The sequence below is a fragment of the Paraburkholderia sp. SIMBA_053 genome (assembly GCF_046534895.1).
GTDB lineage: Bacteria > Pseudomonadota > Gammaproteobacteria > Burkholderiales > Burkholderiaceae > Paraburkholderia > Paraburkholderia caledonica.
This window is the reverse complement of the sequence record NZ_JAWRXU010000004.1, coordinates 240,415-257,167: the sequence shown is the minus strand read 5'-3', so window position 1 is coordinate 257,167 and position 16,753 is coordinate 240,415. Positions and strand designations below refer to the sequence as shown.

Annotated in this window: 17 protein-coding genes; 5 read left to right on the top strand and 12 right to left on the bottom strand. The window is 63.2% G+C overall.

Features of this window, described 5'->3' with window-relative positions; translation table 11 throughout:
- Positions 1–124 precede the first annotated feature (124 nt).
- The gene (locus tag SB753_RS16210) at positions 125–1,606 is read left to right on the top strand and encodes an MFS transporter (protein ID WP_410800713.1); all 1,482 of its coding nucleotides are present in this window, start codon (positions 125–127) and stop codon (positions 1,604–1,606) included.
- Positions 1,607–1,737: 131 nt separating this feature from the next.
- Here the strand turns inward: SB753_RS16210 and SB753_RS16205 are convergent, their stop codons facing one another.
- The 5 genes from SB753_RS16205 to SB753_RS16185 form a co-directional block, all read right to left on the bottom strand.
- On the bottom strand, positions 1,738–2,010 hold the full coding sequence (locus tag SB753_RS16205; protein WP_020068246.1) for a hypothetical protein: 273 nt from the start codon (positions 2,008–2,010) through the stop codon (positions 1,738–1,740).
- Positions 2,011–2,083: 73 nt separating this feature from the next.
- A complete protein-coding gene (locus tag SB753_RS16200; RefSeq protein WP_020068245.1) occupies positions 2,084–2,515 on the bottom strand; it encodes a DoxX family protein in 432 nt (143 codons plus the stop codon).
- Positions 2,516–2,654: 139 nt separating this feature from the next.
- The gene (locus SB753_RS16195) at positions 2,655–3,119 is read right to left on the bottom strand and encodes an RbsD/FucU family protein (protein ID WP_410800712.1); all 465 of its coding nucleotides are present in this window, start codon (positions 3,117–3,119) and stop codon (positions 2,655–2,657) included.
- A gap of 26 nt (positions 3,120–3,145) precedes the next feature.
- A complete protein-coding gene (locus SB753_RS16190; protein ID WP_410800710.1) occupies positions 3,146–3,454 on the bottom strand; it encodes a hypothetical protein in 309 nt (102 codons plus the stop codon).
- 50 nt (positions 3,455–3,504) lie between these two features.
- Complete coding sequence (locus SB753_RS16185) at positions 3,505–3,873, bottom strand: nuclear transport factor 2 family protein (RefSeq protein WP_410800708.1); 369 nt, start codon at positions 3,871–3,873, stop codon at positions 3,505–3,507.
- Positions 3,874–4,063: 190 nt separating this feature from the next.
- On the opposite strand from SB753_RS16185, the gene SB753_RS16180 reads away from it, so the two are divergent.
- The 4 genes from SB753_RS16180 (at position 4,064) to flhC (ending at position 7,863) form a co-directional block, all read left to right on the top strand.
- Positions 4,064–4,978, top strand: a complete 915-nt coding sequence (locus SB753_RS16180; RefSeq protein WP_410800706.1) for a helix-turn-helix domain-containing protein — start codon at positions 4,064–4,066, stop codon at positions 4,976–4,978.
- Between the two features lie 230 nt (positions 4,979–5,208).
- Entirely contained in the window at positions 5,209–6,432 is a 1,224-nt protein-coding gene (locus SB753_RS16175) for a YeeE/YedE family protein (RefSeq protein WP_410800704.1), read from the top strand.
- Positions 6,433–6,959: 527 nt separating this feature from the next.
- Positions 6,960–7,280: a flagellar transcriptional regulator FlhD gene (gene flhD / locus SB753_RS16170; RefSeq protein WP_020068239.1), complete on the top strand. Its 321-nt coding sequence runs from the start codon at positions 6,960–6,962 to the stop codon at positions 7,278–7,280.
- A gap of 13 nt (positions 7,281–7,293) precedes the next feature.
- On the top strand, positions 7,294–7,863 hold the full coding sequence (gene flhC, locus SB753_RS16165; protein ID WP_020068238.1) for a flagellar transcriptional regulator FlhC: 570 nt from the start codon (positions 7,294–7,296) through the stop codon (positions 7,861–7,863).
- A 169-nt stretch (positions 7,864–8,032) separates the two neighbouring features.
- Here flhC and SB753_RS16160 read toward each other — a convergent pair whose 3' ends face one another.
- From SB753_RS16160 to SB753_RS16130, 7 genes are all read right to left on the bottom strand, one after another.
- Complete coding sequence (locus tag SB753_RS16160) at positions 8,033–9,364, bottom strand: Nramp family divalent metal transporter (RefSeq protein ID WP_088173355.1); 1,332 nt, start codon at positions 9,362–9,364, stop codon at positions 8,033–8,035.
- Positions 9,365–9,423: 59 nt separating this feature from the next.
- Positions 9,424–10,626, bottom strand: a complete 1,203-nt coding sequence (locus tag SB753_RS16155) for an acyl-CoA dehydrogenase family protein (RefSeq protein ID WP_410800702.1) — start codon at positions 10,624–10,626, stop codon at positions 9,424–9,426.
- A gap of 199 nt (positions 10,627–10,825) precedes the next feature.
- Positions 10,826–11,482 (bottom strand): methionine ABC transporter permease, encoded by a 657-nt coding sequence (locus SB753_RS16150; RefSeq protein WP_020068235.1) that lies wholly within the window; start codon positions 11,480–11,482, stop codon positions 10,826–10,828.
- Complete coding sequence (locus tag SB753_RS16145) at positions 11,475–12,635, bottom strand: methionine ABC transporter ATP-binding protein (RefSeq protein ID WP_410800700.1); 1,161 nt, start codon at positions 12,633–12,635, stop codon at positions 11,475–11,477. The genes SB753_RS16150 and SB753_RS16145 overlap by 8 nt, the downstream gene beginning before the upstream one ends.
- Positions 12,636–12,648: 13 nt before the next feature.
- Positions 12,649–14,052 (bottom strand): LLM class flavin-dependent oxidoreductase, encoded by a 1,404-nt coding sequence (locus SB753_RS16140; protein ID WP_408172290.1) that lies wholly within the window; start codon positions 14,050–14,052, stop codon positions 12,649–12,651.
- Positions 14,053–14,094: 42 nt separating this feature from the next.
- Positions 14,095–14,913, bottom strand: a complete 819-nt coding sequence (locus SB753_RS16135; RefSeq protein ID WP_410801052.1) for a MetQ/NlpA family ABC transporter substrate-binding protein — start codon at positions 14,911–14,913, stop codon at positions 14,095–14,097.
- A 244-nt stretch (positions 14,914–15,157) separates the two neighbouring features.
- On the bottom strand, positions 15,158–16,753 hold the full coding sequence (locus SB753_RS16130) for an efflux transporter outer membrane subunit (RefSeq protein WP_410800698.1): 1,596 nt from the start codon (positions 16,751–16,753) through the stop codon (positions 15,158–15,160).

Below are 16,753 nucleotides of genomic sequence, written 5' to 3'. Positions count from 1 at the left end.
TCGTAGACAGCGCCCAACTCGTTACCCCATTCCGGAGACCACGGCAGCCACAGTTTTCGACCGACATCGACACTTCACGCCGGCCCGAAACATGGTGCGCCACATCGCGCCTACGATATAGCGCATGACCTCCACAAAACGTACCGTTTCGCCCGCCCTCGGCCGCGTGCTCGCGACTGTCAGCGTGGGCTTCGTCGTCACGCAACTCGACGTGACCATCGTCAATATTGCGCTGCCTGAAATCGGCGCGAATCTGCACGCCAATGTCGCGGGCCTTCAATGGGTCGTCGACGCCTACACGCTCGCCTTCGCGGTGCTGATGCTGTCGGCCGGTGCGCTCGGCGACCGCTTCGGCGCGCGTCGGCTGTACGCGGCGGGTATCGTGCTGTTCGCACTCGCGTCGCTGGCTTGCGGTGTCGCGTCCGGCGCGCCGATGCTGGTCGCCGCCCGAGCGTTGCAAGGCATCGGCGCCGCCGCGATGCTGCCGAACTCGCTCGCCTTGCTGAATCAGTCGTATGGACACGACCCGAAACTGCGGGCTCGCGCCGTCGGGCTGTGGACGGCGGCGGGCGCGATCTCCATCGCGGCCGGCCCGGTAGCAGGCGGGCTGCTGATCGCCGCCTTCGGCTGGCGCAGCATTTTTCTTGTCAATCTGCCGATCTGCGCTGCCGGTTTTCTGGCGACCCTGCTGTGGGTGCCACGCCTCGAAGCCGCTGTCCCGGCAATCGCTCGTGCTGAAACAGGCGGTCCTGAAACCGCTCCGCCGACGCCGCGCGGCATCGATCTGAGCGGCCAGACGCTCGCCATTGTCGCGTTGACCGCGTTCGTCGCCGCGGTGATCGAATGGCGGCCGCTCGGCTTGAGCCATCCGCTCGTCGCGGGCGGTTTCGTGCTTGCGGCGCTCGCCGGCAGCGCGTTTGTCGCGGTCGAAGCGCGCGCGAGCGCGCCAATGCTGCCGCTTTCGCTCTTCGCCGGGCGCAGCTTCAGCGCGGCCGTGCTGTTCGGCATCTGCGTGAACATGACCTATTACGGGATGGTGTTCGTGCTGAGCCTCTACCTGCAGCGGGTGCGCGGCTACACGGCGTTGCAGGCCGGTCTCGCATTTTTGCCGTTGACGGGCGGCTTCCTGATCTCGAACGTCGCAAGTGGCTGGGTGGTGGGCCGCTTCGGCGTGCGTGTACCGATGATCGCCGGCGCGATCACCGCCGGACTCGGCTACGGCCTGCTGCATCTGGTCGACGCGAGCACGCCGCTAATCGGCCTGCTGTTGCCGTTCCTGCTGATTCCGTCAGGTATGGGACTCGCCGTCCCCGCGATGACGACCGCCGTGCTGGCGTCGGCGCAAGCGTCGCGGGCCGGCACGGCGTCGGCGGTATTGAACACGGCCCGGCAGGCGGGCGGCGCGGTGGGCGTGGCCGCATTCGGCGCGCTCGCCAGCGGGGCGGCGGCCACGCAAATCGTCTCGGGGATGCAAGCGGCGACCGCGATCTCGGTCGGCCTGCTCGCGTTCGCGGGCGTGATCAGCTGCCTCGTGCATCCGCAGCCGCATTCGTCGTCGCAGGCAAGGCATGAGGCGGATTCCGCGCCGGTCGGCAATTCGCGCTGAGCCTGCGCGTCCGGCCAAACGGCCTTTGCCGACGACACATGAAAAACGACCCCCGCGGCTCGGGCGCCTCGGGGGTCGTCGACAGAATCGTCAGCGGTGAATAGACCGCGTGCGTAAAGCAGCCAGGCGCGCTACAGCGACGCCTCCTGAATCGTTCCGGTATTAATCGCGGCTTCGATCAGCCCTTCGCTTTGCGCCTTGCTGATTGCGTCGGCAATCAGTTTTTCGGGCTCCTCGATCTCGGCCTTGATTGCGCTCAGGAAGCCGGACGCATCCAGCACCACGAGTGTTTTTGCGGACTCGGCAAGGCTGATGATCACGCGATGCGGCGTGGGCCCTTCTCCAAGACTCGCGCACAACTGCAACACTTTGCCGCCAATGGATTGCTCGAAACTTTGAATCATATTTACTCCCTTGTTTGCAGCCGGAATACGTCAGTCAGGCAAAACCAGCGGGGGATCGCTGAGCGAGGTGCGCTCAAAGACCCAACCCGCTGCGCGGCGCGCGCGCACCGTCGATACTGATACGCCCCGCGCCGGTCACGAACAGCAGCAGAAAACCGCCGGCGATACCAATGTTTTTCCAGAAATGGATCACCATGTCGCGCTGCAAGGCGGCGTCCGTCACGTTCCAGAAGTCGTGACCCAGGACAGCCGTAGCCACCGTATAAACCGCCATGATCAGCGCGAGCGGGCGTACCTTGAAGCCGACTATCAGCAGGAGCCCGCCCACTGCCTCGACCGCGGTGGCGATCGGCGCGGCGATCTGCACGAAGGGCACGCCCTTGGAGTGCAGGTAGCCGACAAAGCCCGCATAGCCCAGCAGTTTCATCACACCGCCCCATAGAAACAGAACAGCGAGAGCAATGCGTGCGATGAGAATAACGCCGGAATCGACGGGACGCGTCATGGGGGACTCCTGTAGATGAATAAGCAGCAGACCCGACTAAAAGGCCGCAGTTCCCTACTTTGCCTCTGAGCATATGTGCATTGCCCGCGCTTTCCAAGACGGGCAAGCATTTGAACGACCCAAAGCGGCAGGCTGGCGACTACGAGCGAGGGGCGTCCGGCGCGAGCAGAACGCCTTTTGTGAAGACGAAGCAGCCATAGCCGCGCTCCTCGCCGGTGGCGATCACGCAATACGCCTTGCGCGCGCGCTCATAAAACGCGAACCGTTCGATGGACGCAAACGGCACGTCGCGCCCTTCGGCGGCATTGACCTCGGCCTGCGCCTCGCGCTGCACGGCGGGCATGGTATGCGGCTCGCCGACCACTTGCATGCGCGATGCGGGTTGGTCGATGAACGTATCGAGCGGCATGACCGAGAGCACGGCGCGGATCGCACGCGGCGAGCTCACGCCGTCGAGACGAAGCAGCTTGCCCAGCACCGAGGAACGCGCGACGGAGTTGGCCGGAAAGTTGGCGTCGCAAATAACGAGCTCGTCGCCGTGTCCCATTGAGCGCAGGGCATGCAGTATGTCGGCGTTGAGCAGAGGATCGAGATTCTTAAGCACTGTGTCTCCATGCAAGTTGCTTGCGGTTATTCGAATGGCTCGCATTGCGGCAATCGATTGTAGCAAGCAACGTTGCGCGTTTCGGGGAGATTCCAGTGAAGAGTGCACGACGTGCCGCCCACGCGCCGCGGCGCGCCGCCGCAGCGCCACCGCAACCATCCGACGGCCGCGAGCAGCATCAGCCCCGCGCCGCCCGCCACCGGTTCGCGCCAGCCGAGTAACGCGGTAAACATGAATGCCCGCGGGCCGGCGAGCAGCGCGAAGCCGGCGATCGCGCCGCACAGCGCGTCGATGGCGTGTGCGTATCGCGCAAACTTGATGACGGGCTCGTGCATGATCGTCTCCACGCAAAGATGACAGTAGCGAAGCAGCGGGCGCTGTGCGATCAGGCGCCCGTGGGCACCTGATAGAGGAAGCCGGTCACCGCCTGCAGACGGCCGTGCGCGTCGACCACGCCGAAGTCGGAGCCCTTGACGATCGCCTCGCCGTCGGGCGTGACGAGTGCCCACGAAAAGCGCAGACGGTTGCCGAAACCGTCCACGTCGGTCGAGCGGCGAAACGTGTGATGCGCAAAGCGCTCCTGGACCGCTCGGATCATCGCGTCGATGCCGTCGTGGCCGGAGCCGGCCATCAGCGGGTCGCGGTAGTCGGCGTCGGTCGCCCATGTCGCGGCGATCAGCTTGCGACGGCGCTCGCCATCGGTCTCGTTCCATGCGTCGAAATAACGGTCGATCAGATCGGTATGCGCGTTCATCTGCAACTCCTTGATTGGCAATGACTGAGCGCTACGCTCGGCATACACGTCGCATGCGGCGGGCTCGGAGTGAAGATTCGCGCTTAGCGGGCCGCGCGTCGATTACGTCGCAGGTAATCGTTGCGCGGCGCGTCCCGGCGGTCCCGGCGTTAGTGCGCGGCAATGCGTCGAGCGCATTACCTCGCAGGTAATGGATCGGCGCGGCGCTTTAGCTATCATCGTTGGCATGAACACACTTTCTTCTGCGCAAAGCGCCCCGTCGACACGGTCCGCGACCAGCCGCACCGTCGGCGATCTACTGCGTGAATGGCGGCAGCGGCGAAGGATGAGTCAGTTGCTGCTCGCCGCCGAAGCCGACATCTCGACGCGCCATCTCAGCTTCGTCGAATCCGGCCGCGCAATGCCAAGCCGCGAGATGGTCATGCATCTTGCCGAGCGCCTCGACGTGCCGCTGCGCGCACGGAATGCGTTGCTCGTCGCGGCCGGTTACGCGCCGCTGTTTCGCGAGCGTCCGCTATCGGACCCGCAACTGAGCGCCGCGCGTGAAGCCGTCGAACTGGTGTTGAAGGGCCACGAACCGTATCCGGCGCTCGCCGTCGACCGGCACTGGAACATCGTCGCCACGAATAACGCGCTCGGGCCGCTCCTGTCAGGCGCGAGTCCCGATCTGCTGAAGCCGCCCGGGAATGCGTTGCGCCTGAGCCTGCATCCGGAAGGCATTGCTTCGTCCATCGTCAACTGGCATGCGTGGCGGGAGCACGTGCTCGCGCGGCTGCAACGGCAGATCGACGTAAGCGCCGACCAAACGCTCAGCGCGTTGCGCGACGAACTGGCGGCCTACCCGACGCCGCCGGGAGCGCAGCCGCCCGAGCCCGGCGAGAGCCCGCTCAACCAGATTGCGGTGCCGCTGCGGCTGTGCACGCCGCTTGGCGTGCTGTCGTTTTTCAGCACGACAACGGTGTTCGGTACACCGGTGGACGTGACCTTGTCGGAACTGGCGATTGAAGCGTTCTTTCCGGCCGATCCGCAGACCGCTGCCGCATTGCACGGCTTGACCGACAACCGGCGCTCAGACGGCGTGCACGGGGCGACCGCCGGCACGTGAGGGGTTATGGGCGGCGGCGTCGGCGCCATCGGGCGCGGCAGCGGCAAACGGTGACAAACAGCGACAAGCAGCAGCAAACAGTGACAAACAGCGACGCGCCCCGCGCCTGCGAGGATATGCACTACGTGCTATCTTTTTCGATCCTCATTGCGCTTTCGCTCCTCTGCCAACAACGCTCGCCAGCCGCCCGCCGGGCCGCCGGCGCGCGTGCGTTGACGGTCAATCTCATCATGTCCGAACTTTCCTCTACTCTTTCTCCCGCGCCACGCCGTTTCGACCTCAACCCGAAACCGCTTGCCGCGGCTCTCCTTCTGATCGCGCTCGGTGCCGTGTATCTGGCTCAGACCGTCAGTGGCCGTCAGGCCGCGCTCTATATAGTCGGTGCCCTGCTCGGCATGTCGCTCTATCACGCGGCGTTCGGTTTCACGTCGGCGTGGCGGGTTTTTATCGCCGACGGCCGCGGCGCCGGGCTTCGCGCGCAAATGCTGATGCTCGCCGTGGGCGTCGTGCTGTTCGTCCCGGTACTCGCGTCGGGGACCTTGTTCGGCCATCCGGTGGTGGGGCTCGTTGCGCCCGCCGGCACGTCCGTCCTCGTCGGGGCCTTCATGTTCGGCATCGGCATGCAGCTGGGTGGCGGCTGCGCGTCCGGCACGCTGTACACCGTCGGCGGCGGCAGCACGCGGATGATCGTCACGCTCGCGGCATTTGTAACAGGCTCGGTGGTGGCGACCGCGCACATGCCGTTCTGGACCGCCCTGCCCGCCTTGAAGCCGCTGTCGATGGTCAACACGCTCGGCGCCGGCGCCGCAATCGCGCTGAACCTGATCATTTTCGCGGCGATCGCGGCGCTGACCGTCATCGTCGAACGGCGGCGGCACGGGCGCCTCGTCAACGAGCCGGCGCGTGCGCCGCGCGCATCGCCTTGGCTGCAAGGGCCGTGGCCGCTCTTTGTCGGCGCGCTCGCGCTTGTGCTGCTCAACTTCGCGACGCTCGCGCTGTCGGGCCGTCCGTGGGGCGTGACCTCGGCGTTCGCGTTGTGGGGCGCCAAGCTTTTTGCCGCGCTGGGCGTGGACGTGGCGAGCTGGCCGTACTGGGCGACTCGCGCGAACGCGGGCGCGCTCGCAGCGCCTGTTACACATGACGTCACCACGGTGATGGACGTCGGCATCATTCTCGGCGCCATGGCCGCCGCCGCGCTCGCCGGCCGCTACGCACCGGTCTGGAAAGTGCCGGCGCGCTCGCTGATCGCGGCGGTCGTCGGCGGCCTCCTGCTCGGCTACGGTGCCCGCCTCGCCTATGGTTGTAACATCGGCGCCTACTTCAGCGGCATCGTCTCAGGCAGCCTCCACGGCTGGCTGTGGCTCGTCGCCGCCTTCATCGGAAACGTGCTCGGCACGCGCCTGCGGCCCGCGTTTGGGCTCGAAGTCGAGCGAGTTCGCCCGACGGGCTGCTAATTCTTACCGATCCGGTTACAAACTCGCTGAGTTTGTAACCGGGGCGCCATCTTTTCGTTACAAAATCGGTCCGTCCCTGAAACGGGAAATCGGAAGGTAGTAATTACACGGCCCGGCGCGCGCTTTTCGCTTCGCTTCCATTCAGTCTTAATTACCGGTTCTTTCCGAACCGCCTCGGTGTTGCGCGGGCGACACGGTCTAATCCCCGCCGTACAAGGGTTTTCATGGATCTGACGAAAGCTCGACAAGGCGGAAAAGGCGTCCAGCGCGGCCCATTACAAGTCCGTGAAATTCTTACCGAAATTTCATGTACTTTTTCGAGATATTTTTTTGAGAAGGGATTGATTTCTGGTTTTGCCCTTCATACAATTCGTCCCAAGCTGTTACGAAATGTAACGCGATGTATCAAAAGGTCGCCATGTGTATCAGGGACGACTTGTAGCCGAAGGACAACGTTTTCGGCGAGGCATAAAAGACATAACGGCAAAAAGCCGACATAGTAATTCGGGGCTTCGGAAACAGAGAAAATGGACCGTAGCAGCGAGACGCTGGACTCAATCCGCGAGATTAACCTGTCGTACATCATGCTTGCGCAACGTATGTTGCGTGAGGACAAACCGATCGGAATGTTCCGTCTGGGTTTGTCGTCGGAACTGGCTGATCTGCTTGCCGGGCTGTCGCTCGCACAGATCGTCAAGCTGGCCTCTTCCGATCAGCTGTTGTGTTTCTTCCGCTTCAACGACCACTCGATGCTGTCGGCGTTGACGCAAACGACGAAGCACACCGCAGTTGCACCGACTCACGCGGCCATCCTGCTTGCAGGCCAGCCCGCTGAGCAATTTGCCTAATAGGGTGACTGCGATGCTCAAGCGTAGCCTGACGGAAGATGCACAAGAAGTGTTTCGTGCGATCGCGTTGATCGAACTCGGCGCACGCATGCAGGTGCTCGAGAGCGAGTTGACGCTCTCGCGTGACCGCATGATCCGCCTGTACCGCGAGGTGAAGGGCGTATCGCCGCCCAAGGGCATGCTGCCGTTCTCGGCGGACTGGTACATGACGTGGCTTGCGAACATTCACGCGTCGCTGTTCTACAACACGTACCTGTTCCTGAAGAACGAAGCGCGTTGCTCGCATCTCGATGCGCTCACCAAAGGGTATCGGCTGTATCTGGAACACTGCAAGCACAGCGAAACCGAACCGGTGCTCGACCTGACGCGCGCCTGGACGCTGGTGCGTTTCTTCGACGCCGACATCCTGCAGTTGACGAAGTGCTGCCGTTGCACCGGCAAGTTCGTCGCACACAAGCACGACCTGCAGCACAACGTCGTGTGCGGCGCATGCCAGCCGCCGTCGCGTGCCGGCAAGACGAAGAAAGCCGCAGCCGCTCGTCAGGAAGCACTCGAAGCCGCGCAGGTCGCCCAGGCCGCCTGAGCCACGCGGCTTGCCAGATTGAAATTCGATGACGGCTGGTCCGCCCGATTCGAATCCGAAGCCTCAAAGTAAAAGGTCCGCCAGTTTGCGCGGACCTTTTTTTGTTCGACGTTCACGCTCTTCGCGCGGCAACGCGGCGATGCATCAGGCCGCGCCGCACTTCGCCCATTCATTCCCCAACGAGTCCCACCGTCTGCACGACGAGCCACAGGTTCGCCGCGGTAATCACCGCGAATAGCGTCCACGCGACGATCCGCGTGAGCAGCGTATTCGCGAACTCGCCCATCAGCGAGCGGTCGCCGGTCATGCGGATCAGCGGATAAAGCGCGAACGGCAATTGCAGGCTGAGCACGACCTGACTCGCGACGAGCAGCTTGCCCACCGCGCCGTTGCCCATCATCTGCACGCCGATCAGTGCAGGAATCAACGCAAGCGCCCGCGTGATGAAGCGCCGCTGCCAGCACGGAATCTTCAGCTTCAGGAAGCCTTCCATGATGACCTGCCCGGCAACCGTGCCGGTGAAGGTCGAACTTTGTCCCGACGCGAGCAGCGTGATCGCGAACAGCACAGCCGCGAAGCCGGTGCCGACAATCGGCGCGAGCAGCTTGTAGGCGTCTTCGATTTCGGTGACCTGATTATGGCCGGTCGCATGAAACGCGGCGGCCGCGAGAATCAGGATCGCCATGTTGATCATCAGCGCCAGCAGCAACGACACGATCGTATCGATGCGAGACATGCCGATCGCGGAGCCGATGCTCGCCGGATCGCGCTTCACCGCTCGCGTTTGCACGATCGACGAATGCAGATACAGGTTATGCGGCATGACCGTCGCGCCGAGAATGCCGATCGCGAGATACACCGGTTCGCGCGAGCTCAACGCCTGCCACGACGGAATCAGTCCTTGCGCGACCGACGGCCAATGCGGCTTCACGAGTGCGAGTTCGACGATATACCCGACGCCGATTGTCGCGATCAGTCCAAGCATGATCGCTTCCAGATCGCGGAAATTCTTGCCCTTCAGGCCGAGCACGATCAACGTGTCGAACGCGGTCAGCAGCACGCCCGTGGTAAGCGAACATTTGAAGAGCAGATGAAAAGCGAGTGCGCCGCCAAGCACTTCCGCGAGATCGCACGCGACGATCGAAAGCTCGGCAAGAAACCATTGCCCTCGCGCGACCGCGGGCGAATAACGCGCCCTCGACAACTCGGCCAGATCGCGCCCCGTGACGATACCCAGGCGCATGCTCAGACATTGCAACGCCATCGCCGCGAGACTCGACAGCATGACGACGAACAGCAGGCTGTAGCCGTAACGCGAGCCGGCTTCAATGTCGGTCGCCCAGTTGCCCGGGTCCATATAGCCGATGGAAACCAGCAGACCGGGGCCGGCGAACTGCAGGATCTTTTTCCAGAAAGGCGCGCCTTGCGAGACGGCGACCGAGCCTTGCACTTCAGACGGGCAAAACGGCGCTGTTGCCGTGGTCGGTAATTTGAACTGCAATCCGGAGATCTCTTGAGAAGGAATAAACGCGGCGCAGACTGGCTGCACCGCGGACCGCCTCAAGTGTACAAAGAAACTTCCGGCAATGTCCCGCTGAGTGCATAACGGCCGACATCGCGCACGCGATAGTCGAGCGGATCGTGCAGCGTGTGCACGCGGGCGTTGCGCCAGAAGCGATCGAGCGCGAGCGGTGCATGTGTGGCGCGCGCGCCGCAGGCGTCGAACAGTTTTTCGCTGACGTCGAGCGCCGCACGATGCGCGACGATTTTCGCCTCTGAAGTAGCGAGCGCAACGTGCGCGCGCGCTTCGGCGGAAAGCGACGGGCCTTCGCGCCACGCGGCATCGAGCGCTTGAGCCGCGCGCACGGCCAGCGCTTCGGCGCTCACCGCCTGAATACGCATTTCGCCGAAACGCTGGATCAAGTAAGGATCGTCGGTGGCTTTCGTCACGCCCGAAGTCATCCACGGCTTGCCATATTGCGTGACGTACGCACGCGCTTCATCGAGCGCGCCTTGCGCGATGCCCACGAACAGATTGGTCATGACCTGCTGCGATACGAGCGTGCGCAAACTCGCATACGGCGTATCGCCACGTTGCAGGACTTCTTCAGGCTCGACCCGGACCTGGACAAACGACACGCTGCCGCTGTCGGTCTGCCGCTGGCCGATCGGATTCCAGTCTTCGTTGACGGTGATGCCCTCGCGCGTGGTCGGCACGACTGCGAACATCGTGCTGCCGGTCTGCGGATCGTGCCCGGAAACCGTCATCATGTGCGAGCCGCGTGTGCCCGAGCAAAAGCCTTTCTCACCGTTCAGAACATAGCCGCCGTCGCCGGTTGCGTTGGCAACGAGCCGGGTGTCGAGCGGATTCACCGCGTTGCCCCACCACCAGCGCTCTTTTACCGTACCGCCCAGGTAGCGGGCACGCTGCTCCGCATTACCCCACACATAGACGCTGACCTCTTGCAAGAACGTGAAGCCGAGCAGATGCGCGAGCGCGCTGTCCACCTGCGCGATCTTGCGAATGATGTCGTAGATTTCCGGCCACGAAGCGCCCTCGCCGCCGAATTCGCGCGGCACGGCAAGCGTGAGCAAGCCCGCGTCGGCGATCCACTGTTTCTCCTGCGCGGCGTGGCCGCCCGCAAGGTCGCGCTCCGCGGCGCTCGCATGCAGTGCCGCGAGCAGGCCGGCGAGATCGCGCACAGCTGGTGCGGCGGACGCCTCGCGCGTCTGCAGCGCCGCGGTCTGGCGAAAATCGTTCATGCTATTTCCACGTGATGATGTTTTCGAGGCGACCCTGCAGTGCAGGTGGAATGGGCTCGCGAGCGGCTTGCGGCGCATCCGGCAGCTTTCATGATAGGCGGTGAGATCCGCGACCGATAGGGCCCGCGTCATTCGTCATGCGAATGCACTGTGTCAGCAGGCCGACGCGAACACGGCAGTCAGTATTTGAACTCGCCCCTCACGCGCGCTGCGCGAGTCGCCGCACGAAGCGATCGCCCACCAGTTGCACCGTAGTTACGATCGCAATCAGCAACACGATCACCGTCACCATTACCGTCGTATCGAAGCGCTGATAGCCGTAGCGGATCGCAAGATCGCCGAGGCCGCCTGCGCCAACCGCACCGGCCATCGCCGAAGATCCGATCATCGCGACTACGGTGATCGTGAAGCCGCCCACTATGCCTGGCAGAGCTTCGGGCAACAACACGTGCCAGATGATATGCCTGCGTTGCGCACCCATTGCCTGCGCTGCTTCTATCAGGCCGCGGTCCACTTCGCGCAGGCTCACTTCGGCTACGCGGGCGAGGAACGGAATCGCGGCAATGCTGAGCGGCACGATTGCCGCCCATACGCCGATAGTCGTGCCGATCAGCAAGCGCGTCAGGGGCAGCAGCGCGACCAGCAGAATGATGAACGGCGTCGAGCGAAACGCATTGACGAGCGCGCCGAGCGTGCTGTTCACCGCGCGCTTTTCGAAGATGCCGCCGCGCGTGGTCGTGACCAGCACCAGCGCCAACGGAATGCCGACCAGTGCCGCGATTACTGCGGACACGCCGACCATTACAACCGTATCGCGTATCGCCCCGACGAGTTCCGACAGCCAGAGATCAGACATAACCCAATACCTCGACGTGGTTAGCGTGGCCGCGCGCGCGTTCGACCAACGCGGCGACCTGCGCATGCACCGTGGCGCCTTTTTTCGCACGGACCTGCGCGGATACGATGAGGCGCCCTTGCGCATGCCCTTGAATGCGGTCGATCCCGCCATGCACAAAGCTCACGCCGCCTCCGTCGATGCTCAGCGCGGAAGTCAGACCGGCGAGGTCGGGGTCGCGTGCATTGCCGCCAGTAAAGCGCACGTCGAGCAGAACGCGCGCATCGGCGTGCGCGATCCCGGCAAGCGGCTTCACGCGATCGGCAAGATCCGCAGGCAAGTCGTGAACCAGCGTGCGCAGCAGCGCCCGCGTTGCATCGTGCTGCGGCTCGCCGAACACACGCCACACCGGACCCGTCTCCACTACGCGGCCACGCTCGATCACGGCGACCGTATCGCACACCTCACGAATCACCTGCATTTCATGCGTGATCAGAACGACGGTCAGGTTTAACCGACGGTTGATGTCGCGCAGCAGCGCGAGAATCGCTTGTGTCGTTTCTGGATCGAGTGCGGATGTAGCTTCGTCGCACAGCAGAATGTCGGGGTCCGTGACGAGTGCGCGCGCAATGCCGACACGCTGCTTCTGTCCGCCGGACAAGCTCGCTGGATAAGCGTCGCGCTTTGCCGCGAGGCCGACGAGTTCGAGCAACGCATCGACCTTCCTGTCGATCGCCGCTTTCGGTACGCCCGCGATCTTCAACGGCAATGCGATGTTCTCGCGCACGGTCTTCGCGGAGAGCAGATTGAAGTGCTGAAACACCATGCCGATGCGACGGCGCAGCGTCACGAGTCCGCGTTCGTCGAGTTCGCCGACATTGATTCCATTCACGCGCACCGCGCCCGAACTCGGCTTTTCGAGTCCGTTCACGAGCCGCAGCAACGTGGACTTCCCTGCGCCGCTGCGGCCGATAATGCCGAACACCTCGCCGCGCGCAACGTTCAACGTCACCTCTGCGAGCGCCGCGGTCGGGGCACCGCTGGACCCCGCGAATACTTTGCCGACGTGGTCGAATACAACGGCCGACTGCGCCGGCGCCGCGTTCGCACGATGATCGGCCGCGGCAGACGGTGCTTCTTCGATAAACTGCGGCACGTCGAAAAGATTAGCCATCGCTTTGTTCCTCTCAGGCTTCCACGGTTTGTTTGATGCCGCTTTGCGGCGCTCGCCGATGCTGTGCGCCGGCATGCACGTCCGGTAAACGCGCGCGGCCGCCGCCGAACAGCTTCTCTCGCAGCGTAGGCGCGGGATCGTAGTCTTCCTTGTAGACGCCGCGGTTCTGCAGCTCCGGCACGACGAGGTCCACGAAGTCCTCGAACGATTCCGGCATCACCGTGCGTGTCAGATTGAAACCGTCGACGCCCGCTTCGTCGACCCATGACACCAGTTCGTCCGCGATCTGCTGCGGCGAGCCCACCACCGGTTTTGCGCGACCACCGAGCGTCATCTGTTCGAGTACTTTGCGCTTGGTCCAGACGCCGCTCACGCTCTTCTTCGAAATGGCTTCGACCGCCGATTGCATGGATTGCGTCTTTACATACGAGATCGGCTCATCCAGCTCGTATTGCGAAAAGTCGATACCTGTCGAGCTGGAGAAATGCGCGATGCCGCCTTCAGCGCTTGCATAGCGCCGGTACTCTTCGAACTTTTCCTGTGCGGCGCGTTCGGTTTCGCCGACCACCACGGTGATGCCCGCGAAGATCTTGATGTCGTCAGGCGAGCGCCCAAAGCTCACGGCTCGTGCGCGAATGTCGTCGACGATCGAACGCGTCAACTGCTTGTTCTGTCCGCCGACAAACACGCACTCCGCATGGCGCGCCGCAAAATCCACGCCGCGGCTCGACGATCCGGCCTGATACAACACGGGTGTGCGTTGCGGCGATGGCTCGCTCAAGTGAATCGCGTCGATCGAATAGAAAGGACCGTCGTGTTTCACGCGATGCACCTTGCCCGGTTGCGAGAAGATGCGTGAAGCGCGGTCGCGCACCACCGCGTCGTCCTCCCAGCTTTGCTCCCAGAGCTTGTAGACCACATCCATATAGTCGTCGGCACGGTCATAGCGGTCATCGTGACTGATCTGTTGCGCGAGACCCATGCCGCGAGCGGCGCTATCCAGATAGCCGGTGACGATATTCCAGCCGACCCGCCCTTTGGTCAGATGGTCGAGCGTCGACATGCGCCGCGCGAACAGATACGGCGGCTCATACGTCAGATTCGACGTTACGCCAAAACCGATATGACGCGTCACATGCGCCATCGCGGGCACGATCAGCGAGGGATCGTTGATTGGAATCTGCACGGCTTCGCGTAATGGCGTATCCGGACCGCCCTGATACACGTCGTACACGCCAACAATATCCGCGAGAAAGATCCCGTCGAACTTGCCCCGTTCGAGCGTTTGCGCAAGACTCGTCCAGTAGTCGAGATCGGTGTAATGCGCCGAACGATCTCGTGGATGCGTCCACAAGCCGTGATTGATATGGCCCACTGCATTCATGTTGAATGCGTTCAACAGAATCTTCTTCGGCATCGCGTCACTCCTGTTGTTTCTGATCAGCGCGAGATGCGCCGCTTACCAGGCGACCGCGTACAGAGTGCCGAATGCTTTGTCGAGCGCGGCGCGCACAGCCGGCGAATGCTGATAGATCGAAATGAACTTGCGAATGCGCGGATCGTTCACGCTCTCCGGACGCACGACCCACTGAATTGCGTAGTTCTTGTTCTCCAGACCGTCGAACAGCAGCGCGCTATTCGGGTCCGTCGTCCCCGCGAGCTTGATGAAGCTCGGATAGCCTTGTGCAAGATCGACATCGTCGAGCGAACGCGCCAGTTGCGATGCTTCCAGTTGAACGATCTTCAGATGCCGGGGGTTGTCGATAATGTCGAGCGTGGTTGCGCGATAGTCGATTCCGGGCGTCAGCTTGATGAGCCCCGCGCGTTGCAGCAGCAACAAACCGCGCCCGCCATTGACGGGATCATTGGCGATAGCCACGGTCGCGCCGTCTTTCAACTCGTCGAATCGTTTGATCTTTTTCGAGTACAGACCGATCTTCATGATCGTGCCAGGGGCAATTGCGACAAAGTTATAGCCGCCCTGCTTCTTCGCGTTCTCGAGAAACGGAATGTGCTGGAAGTAATTAACGTCGATATCCTTATTCGCGAGTGCGGCGTTCGGCGTGTTCCAGTCCGTGAACTCGATGACCTTCACGTCGAGCCCCTGCTCTTTCGCCTCGCGCACGGCTACTTTGAGTGCCTCGATTTGCGGGCTCGTGGCCGTGCCGATTTTCAGTGTCGGCGCGTCCGCTGCGTCTGCGTGCATTGCGGGCACAGCCAGTGCGAAGCCGAAGGCGCTGACAAGCGCGAGCGCCGGCGCGTGAAAAAAACGCCGCATGTTTGAAGCGAAATTGCGCATGGTGGACTCTTGTAGTCGATACGTGATGTGGTTCGCGGCGAGCCTGTTCGACAGCCCGCGTCATGGTGCGAATCATCATAGAGTCCACGATACCTACGGGTCTACGAACGGATTTTCGAATGGAAAGTGCTAAAAAAGATTTGCGCAGAAAAAAGCCGGACCGCGCTCATCGCGCGATCCGGCCTGTTTGCAGCACTCGGGTCCAGCCTCAGCAGTAAAACGTCTAGCGCTTGGCCACCTGCTCGGCAGACGCCGCTGACGAAGCCGGCGTTGCAGCCGGTGCAGCGGAGCCGACTGCGGTGTCGGACGCAGCCACATCGCCCCAGCCGCCGCCGAGCGCGCGAATCAGGTTGACCGTCGCGACAGCCTGCGTGCCCTGCAAGTGGCTCGCCTGCAGTTGCGTACTCAACACCTGCCGCTCGCCGTCGATCACGTCCAGATAGCTGACCGCGCCTTCGGTGTACTGCGTGCGCGACAGACGGGCCGCGCGCTGCGAGGCCTGCACGGCATTGTTCTGCTCGCGCATCTGGTCGTCGAGCAGGCGCAGGTCGGCCAGGTTGTCCTCGACTTCGCGGAACGCGACCAGAACCTGCTGACGATACTGCGCGACGTCCTCGTCGTATTTCGCACGAGCCTGCGCGAGATTCGCCTTACGCCGGCCGCCGTCGAACAGAGGCAACGTCAATGCAGTGCCGGCAAACGGTCCGAGAATGAACGCGCGGCTCGACCACATGAACAGATTGCCCAACGTTGCCGACTCATACCCAAATGCGCCAGTGATATCGAGCTTCGGGAAAAACGCCGACTTCGCGAGACCGACACGCGCGTTTGCCGCCGCCATCGCGCGTTCGGCTGCCGACACGTCCGGCCGCCGTTCGAGCAGCGCCGAAGGCAAGCCCGGCGGCACGCGCGCCGCTACCGGCACGAGCGGCGCTTCTGCGAACGAGAAGTCTGCCGGCGGCTTGCCGAGCAGAATCGCGAGACTATGCTCCGACGCCGCGCGCTGACGTGCGACGCCCACGGCATCCGCACGCGCGCTCGCAAGTTCGTTGCGGGCGCGAGAAACATCGAGCTCGCTGATGTCGCCTTCCTTGAAACGACGCTCGACGAGCTTCAACGTATCTTCACGCAATGCCACTGTGCGGCGGTACAAGTCCTGATCGGTATCGAGTTCGCGCAACTGGAAATAGTTTTGCGCGACATCGGCCTGCAACGACAACTGCACCGAGCGGAACAGCGCTTCGCTTTGCTGCTCGTCCGCACGCGACGCATTGACGTTAGAGCCGACACGCCCGAACAGATCCGCTTCATACGACGCGCCGACCTGCGCGCGCCAGATGGTGCCGGTCGTGCCGCCCGCGCTATCCGGCTGGAATTGCGATGCCGCGGACGCACGTTCGCGAGTCGGGCCGAAGCCCGCATCGATCTTGGGGAACCAGTCCGATTTGGCTGCACGCGTCACCGCACGGGCCTGTTGCACGCGCGCTGCTGCCGCCTTCAGGTCCTGATTCGCGGCGGCCGCCTGCTCTTCGAGCGCGTCGAGTTGCGGGTCGCCGAAAATCTTCCACCATTCGCCGCGATGCGCGTCGTCGGCAGGTTGCGCCGTCTTCCACGTGCCGGCGTCCGGTGCCGATGCAGCGGAGGGCGCCGAAGCTGCCGAGGCCCCCGAAGCCGCTACCGGCGCTTCCTTGAACGCGGTGGGCGTATCCACTTCCGGCCGCTTATAGGTGGGCTCCACCGAGCAGGCGGCGAGCAGTGCAAGCAGCAAACCGCTGGCTGCTGCCCGGCCCCATCCACTCAAACTTTCAAAGCGTTTCAT

What these genes read in the sequence shown, in the direction of transcription:
- SB753_RS16210 (WP_410800713.1), top strand. Translation starts at nt 125, where the DNA reads ATGACCTCCACAAAACGTACCGTTTCGCCCGCCCTCGGCCGCGTGCTC.
- SB753_RS16205 (WP_020068246.1), bottom strand. Translation starts at nt 2,010, where the DNA reads ATGATTCAAAGTTTCGAGCAATCCATTGGCGGCAAAGTGTTGCAGTTG.
- SB753_RS16200 (WP_020068245.1), bottom strand. Translation starts at nt 2,515, where the DNA reads ATGACGCGTCCCGTCGATTCCGGCGTTATTCTCATCGCACGCATTGCT.
- SB753_RS16190 (WP_410800710.1), bottom strand. Translation starts at nt 3,454, where the DNA reads ATGCACGAGCCCGTCATCAAGTTTGCGCGATACGCACACGCCATCGAC.
- SB753_RS16185 (WP_410800708.1), bottom strand. Translation starts at nt 3,873, where the DNA reads ATGAACGCGCATACCGATCTGATCGACCGTTATTTCGACGCATGGAAC.
- SB753_RS16180 (WP_410800706.1), top strand. Translation starts at nt 4,064, where the DNA reads ATGGATCGGCGCGGCGCTTTAGCTATCATCGTTGGCATGAACACACTT.
- SB753_RS16175 (WP_410800704.1), top strand. Translation starts at nt 5,209, where the DNA reads ATGTCCGAACTTTCCTCTACTCTTTCTCCCGCGCCACGCCGTTTCGAC.
- flhD (WP_020068239.1), top strand. Translation starts at nt 6,960, where the DNA reads ATGGACCGTAGCAGCGAGACGCTGGACTCAATCCGCGAGATTAACCTG.
- flhC (WP_020068238.1), top strand. Translation starts at nt 7,294, where the DNA reads ATGCTCAAGCGTAGCCTGACGGAAGATGCACAAGAAGTGTTTCGTGCG.
- SB753_RS16155 (WP_410800702.1), bottom strand. Translation starts at nt 10,626, where the DNA reads ATGAACGATTTTCGCCAGACCGCGGCGCTGCAGACGCGCGAGGCGTCC.
- SB753_RS16150 (WP_020068235.1), bottom strand. Translation starts at nt 11,482, where the DNA reads ATGTCTGATCTCTGGCTGTCGGAACTCGTCGGGGCGATACGCGATACG.
- SB753_RS16145 (WP_410800700.1), bottom strand. Translation starts at nt 12,635, where the DNA reads ATGGCTAATCTTTTCGACGTGCCGCAGTTTATCGAAGAAGCACCGTCT.
- SB753_RS16140 (WP_408172290.1), bottom strand. Translation starts at nt 14,052, where the DNA reads ATGCCGAAGAAGATTCTGTTGAACGCATTCAACATGAATGCAGTGGGC.
- SB753_RS16135 (WP_410801052.1), bottom strand. Translation starts at nt 14,913, where the DNA reads ATGCGGCGTTTTTTTCACGCGCCGGCGCTCGCGCTTGTCAGCGCCTTC.
- SB753_RS16130 (WP_410800698.1), bottom strand. Translation starts at nt 16,753, where the DNA reads ATGAAACGCTTTGAAAGTTTGAGTGGATGGGGCCGGGCAGCAGCCAGC.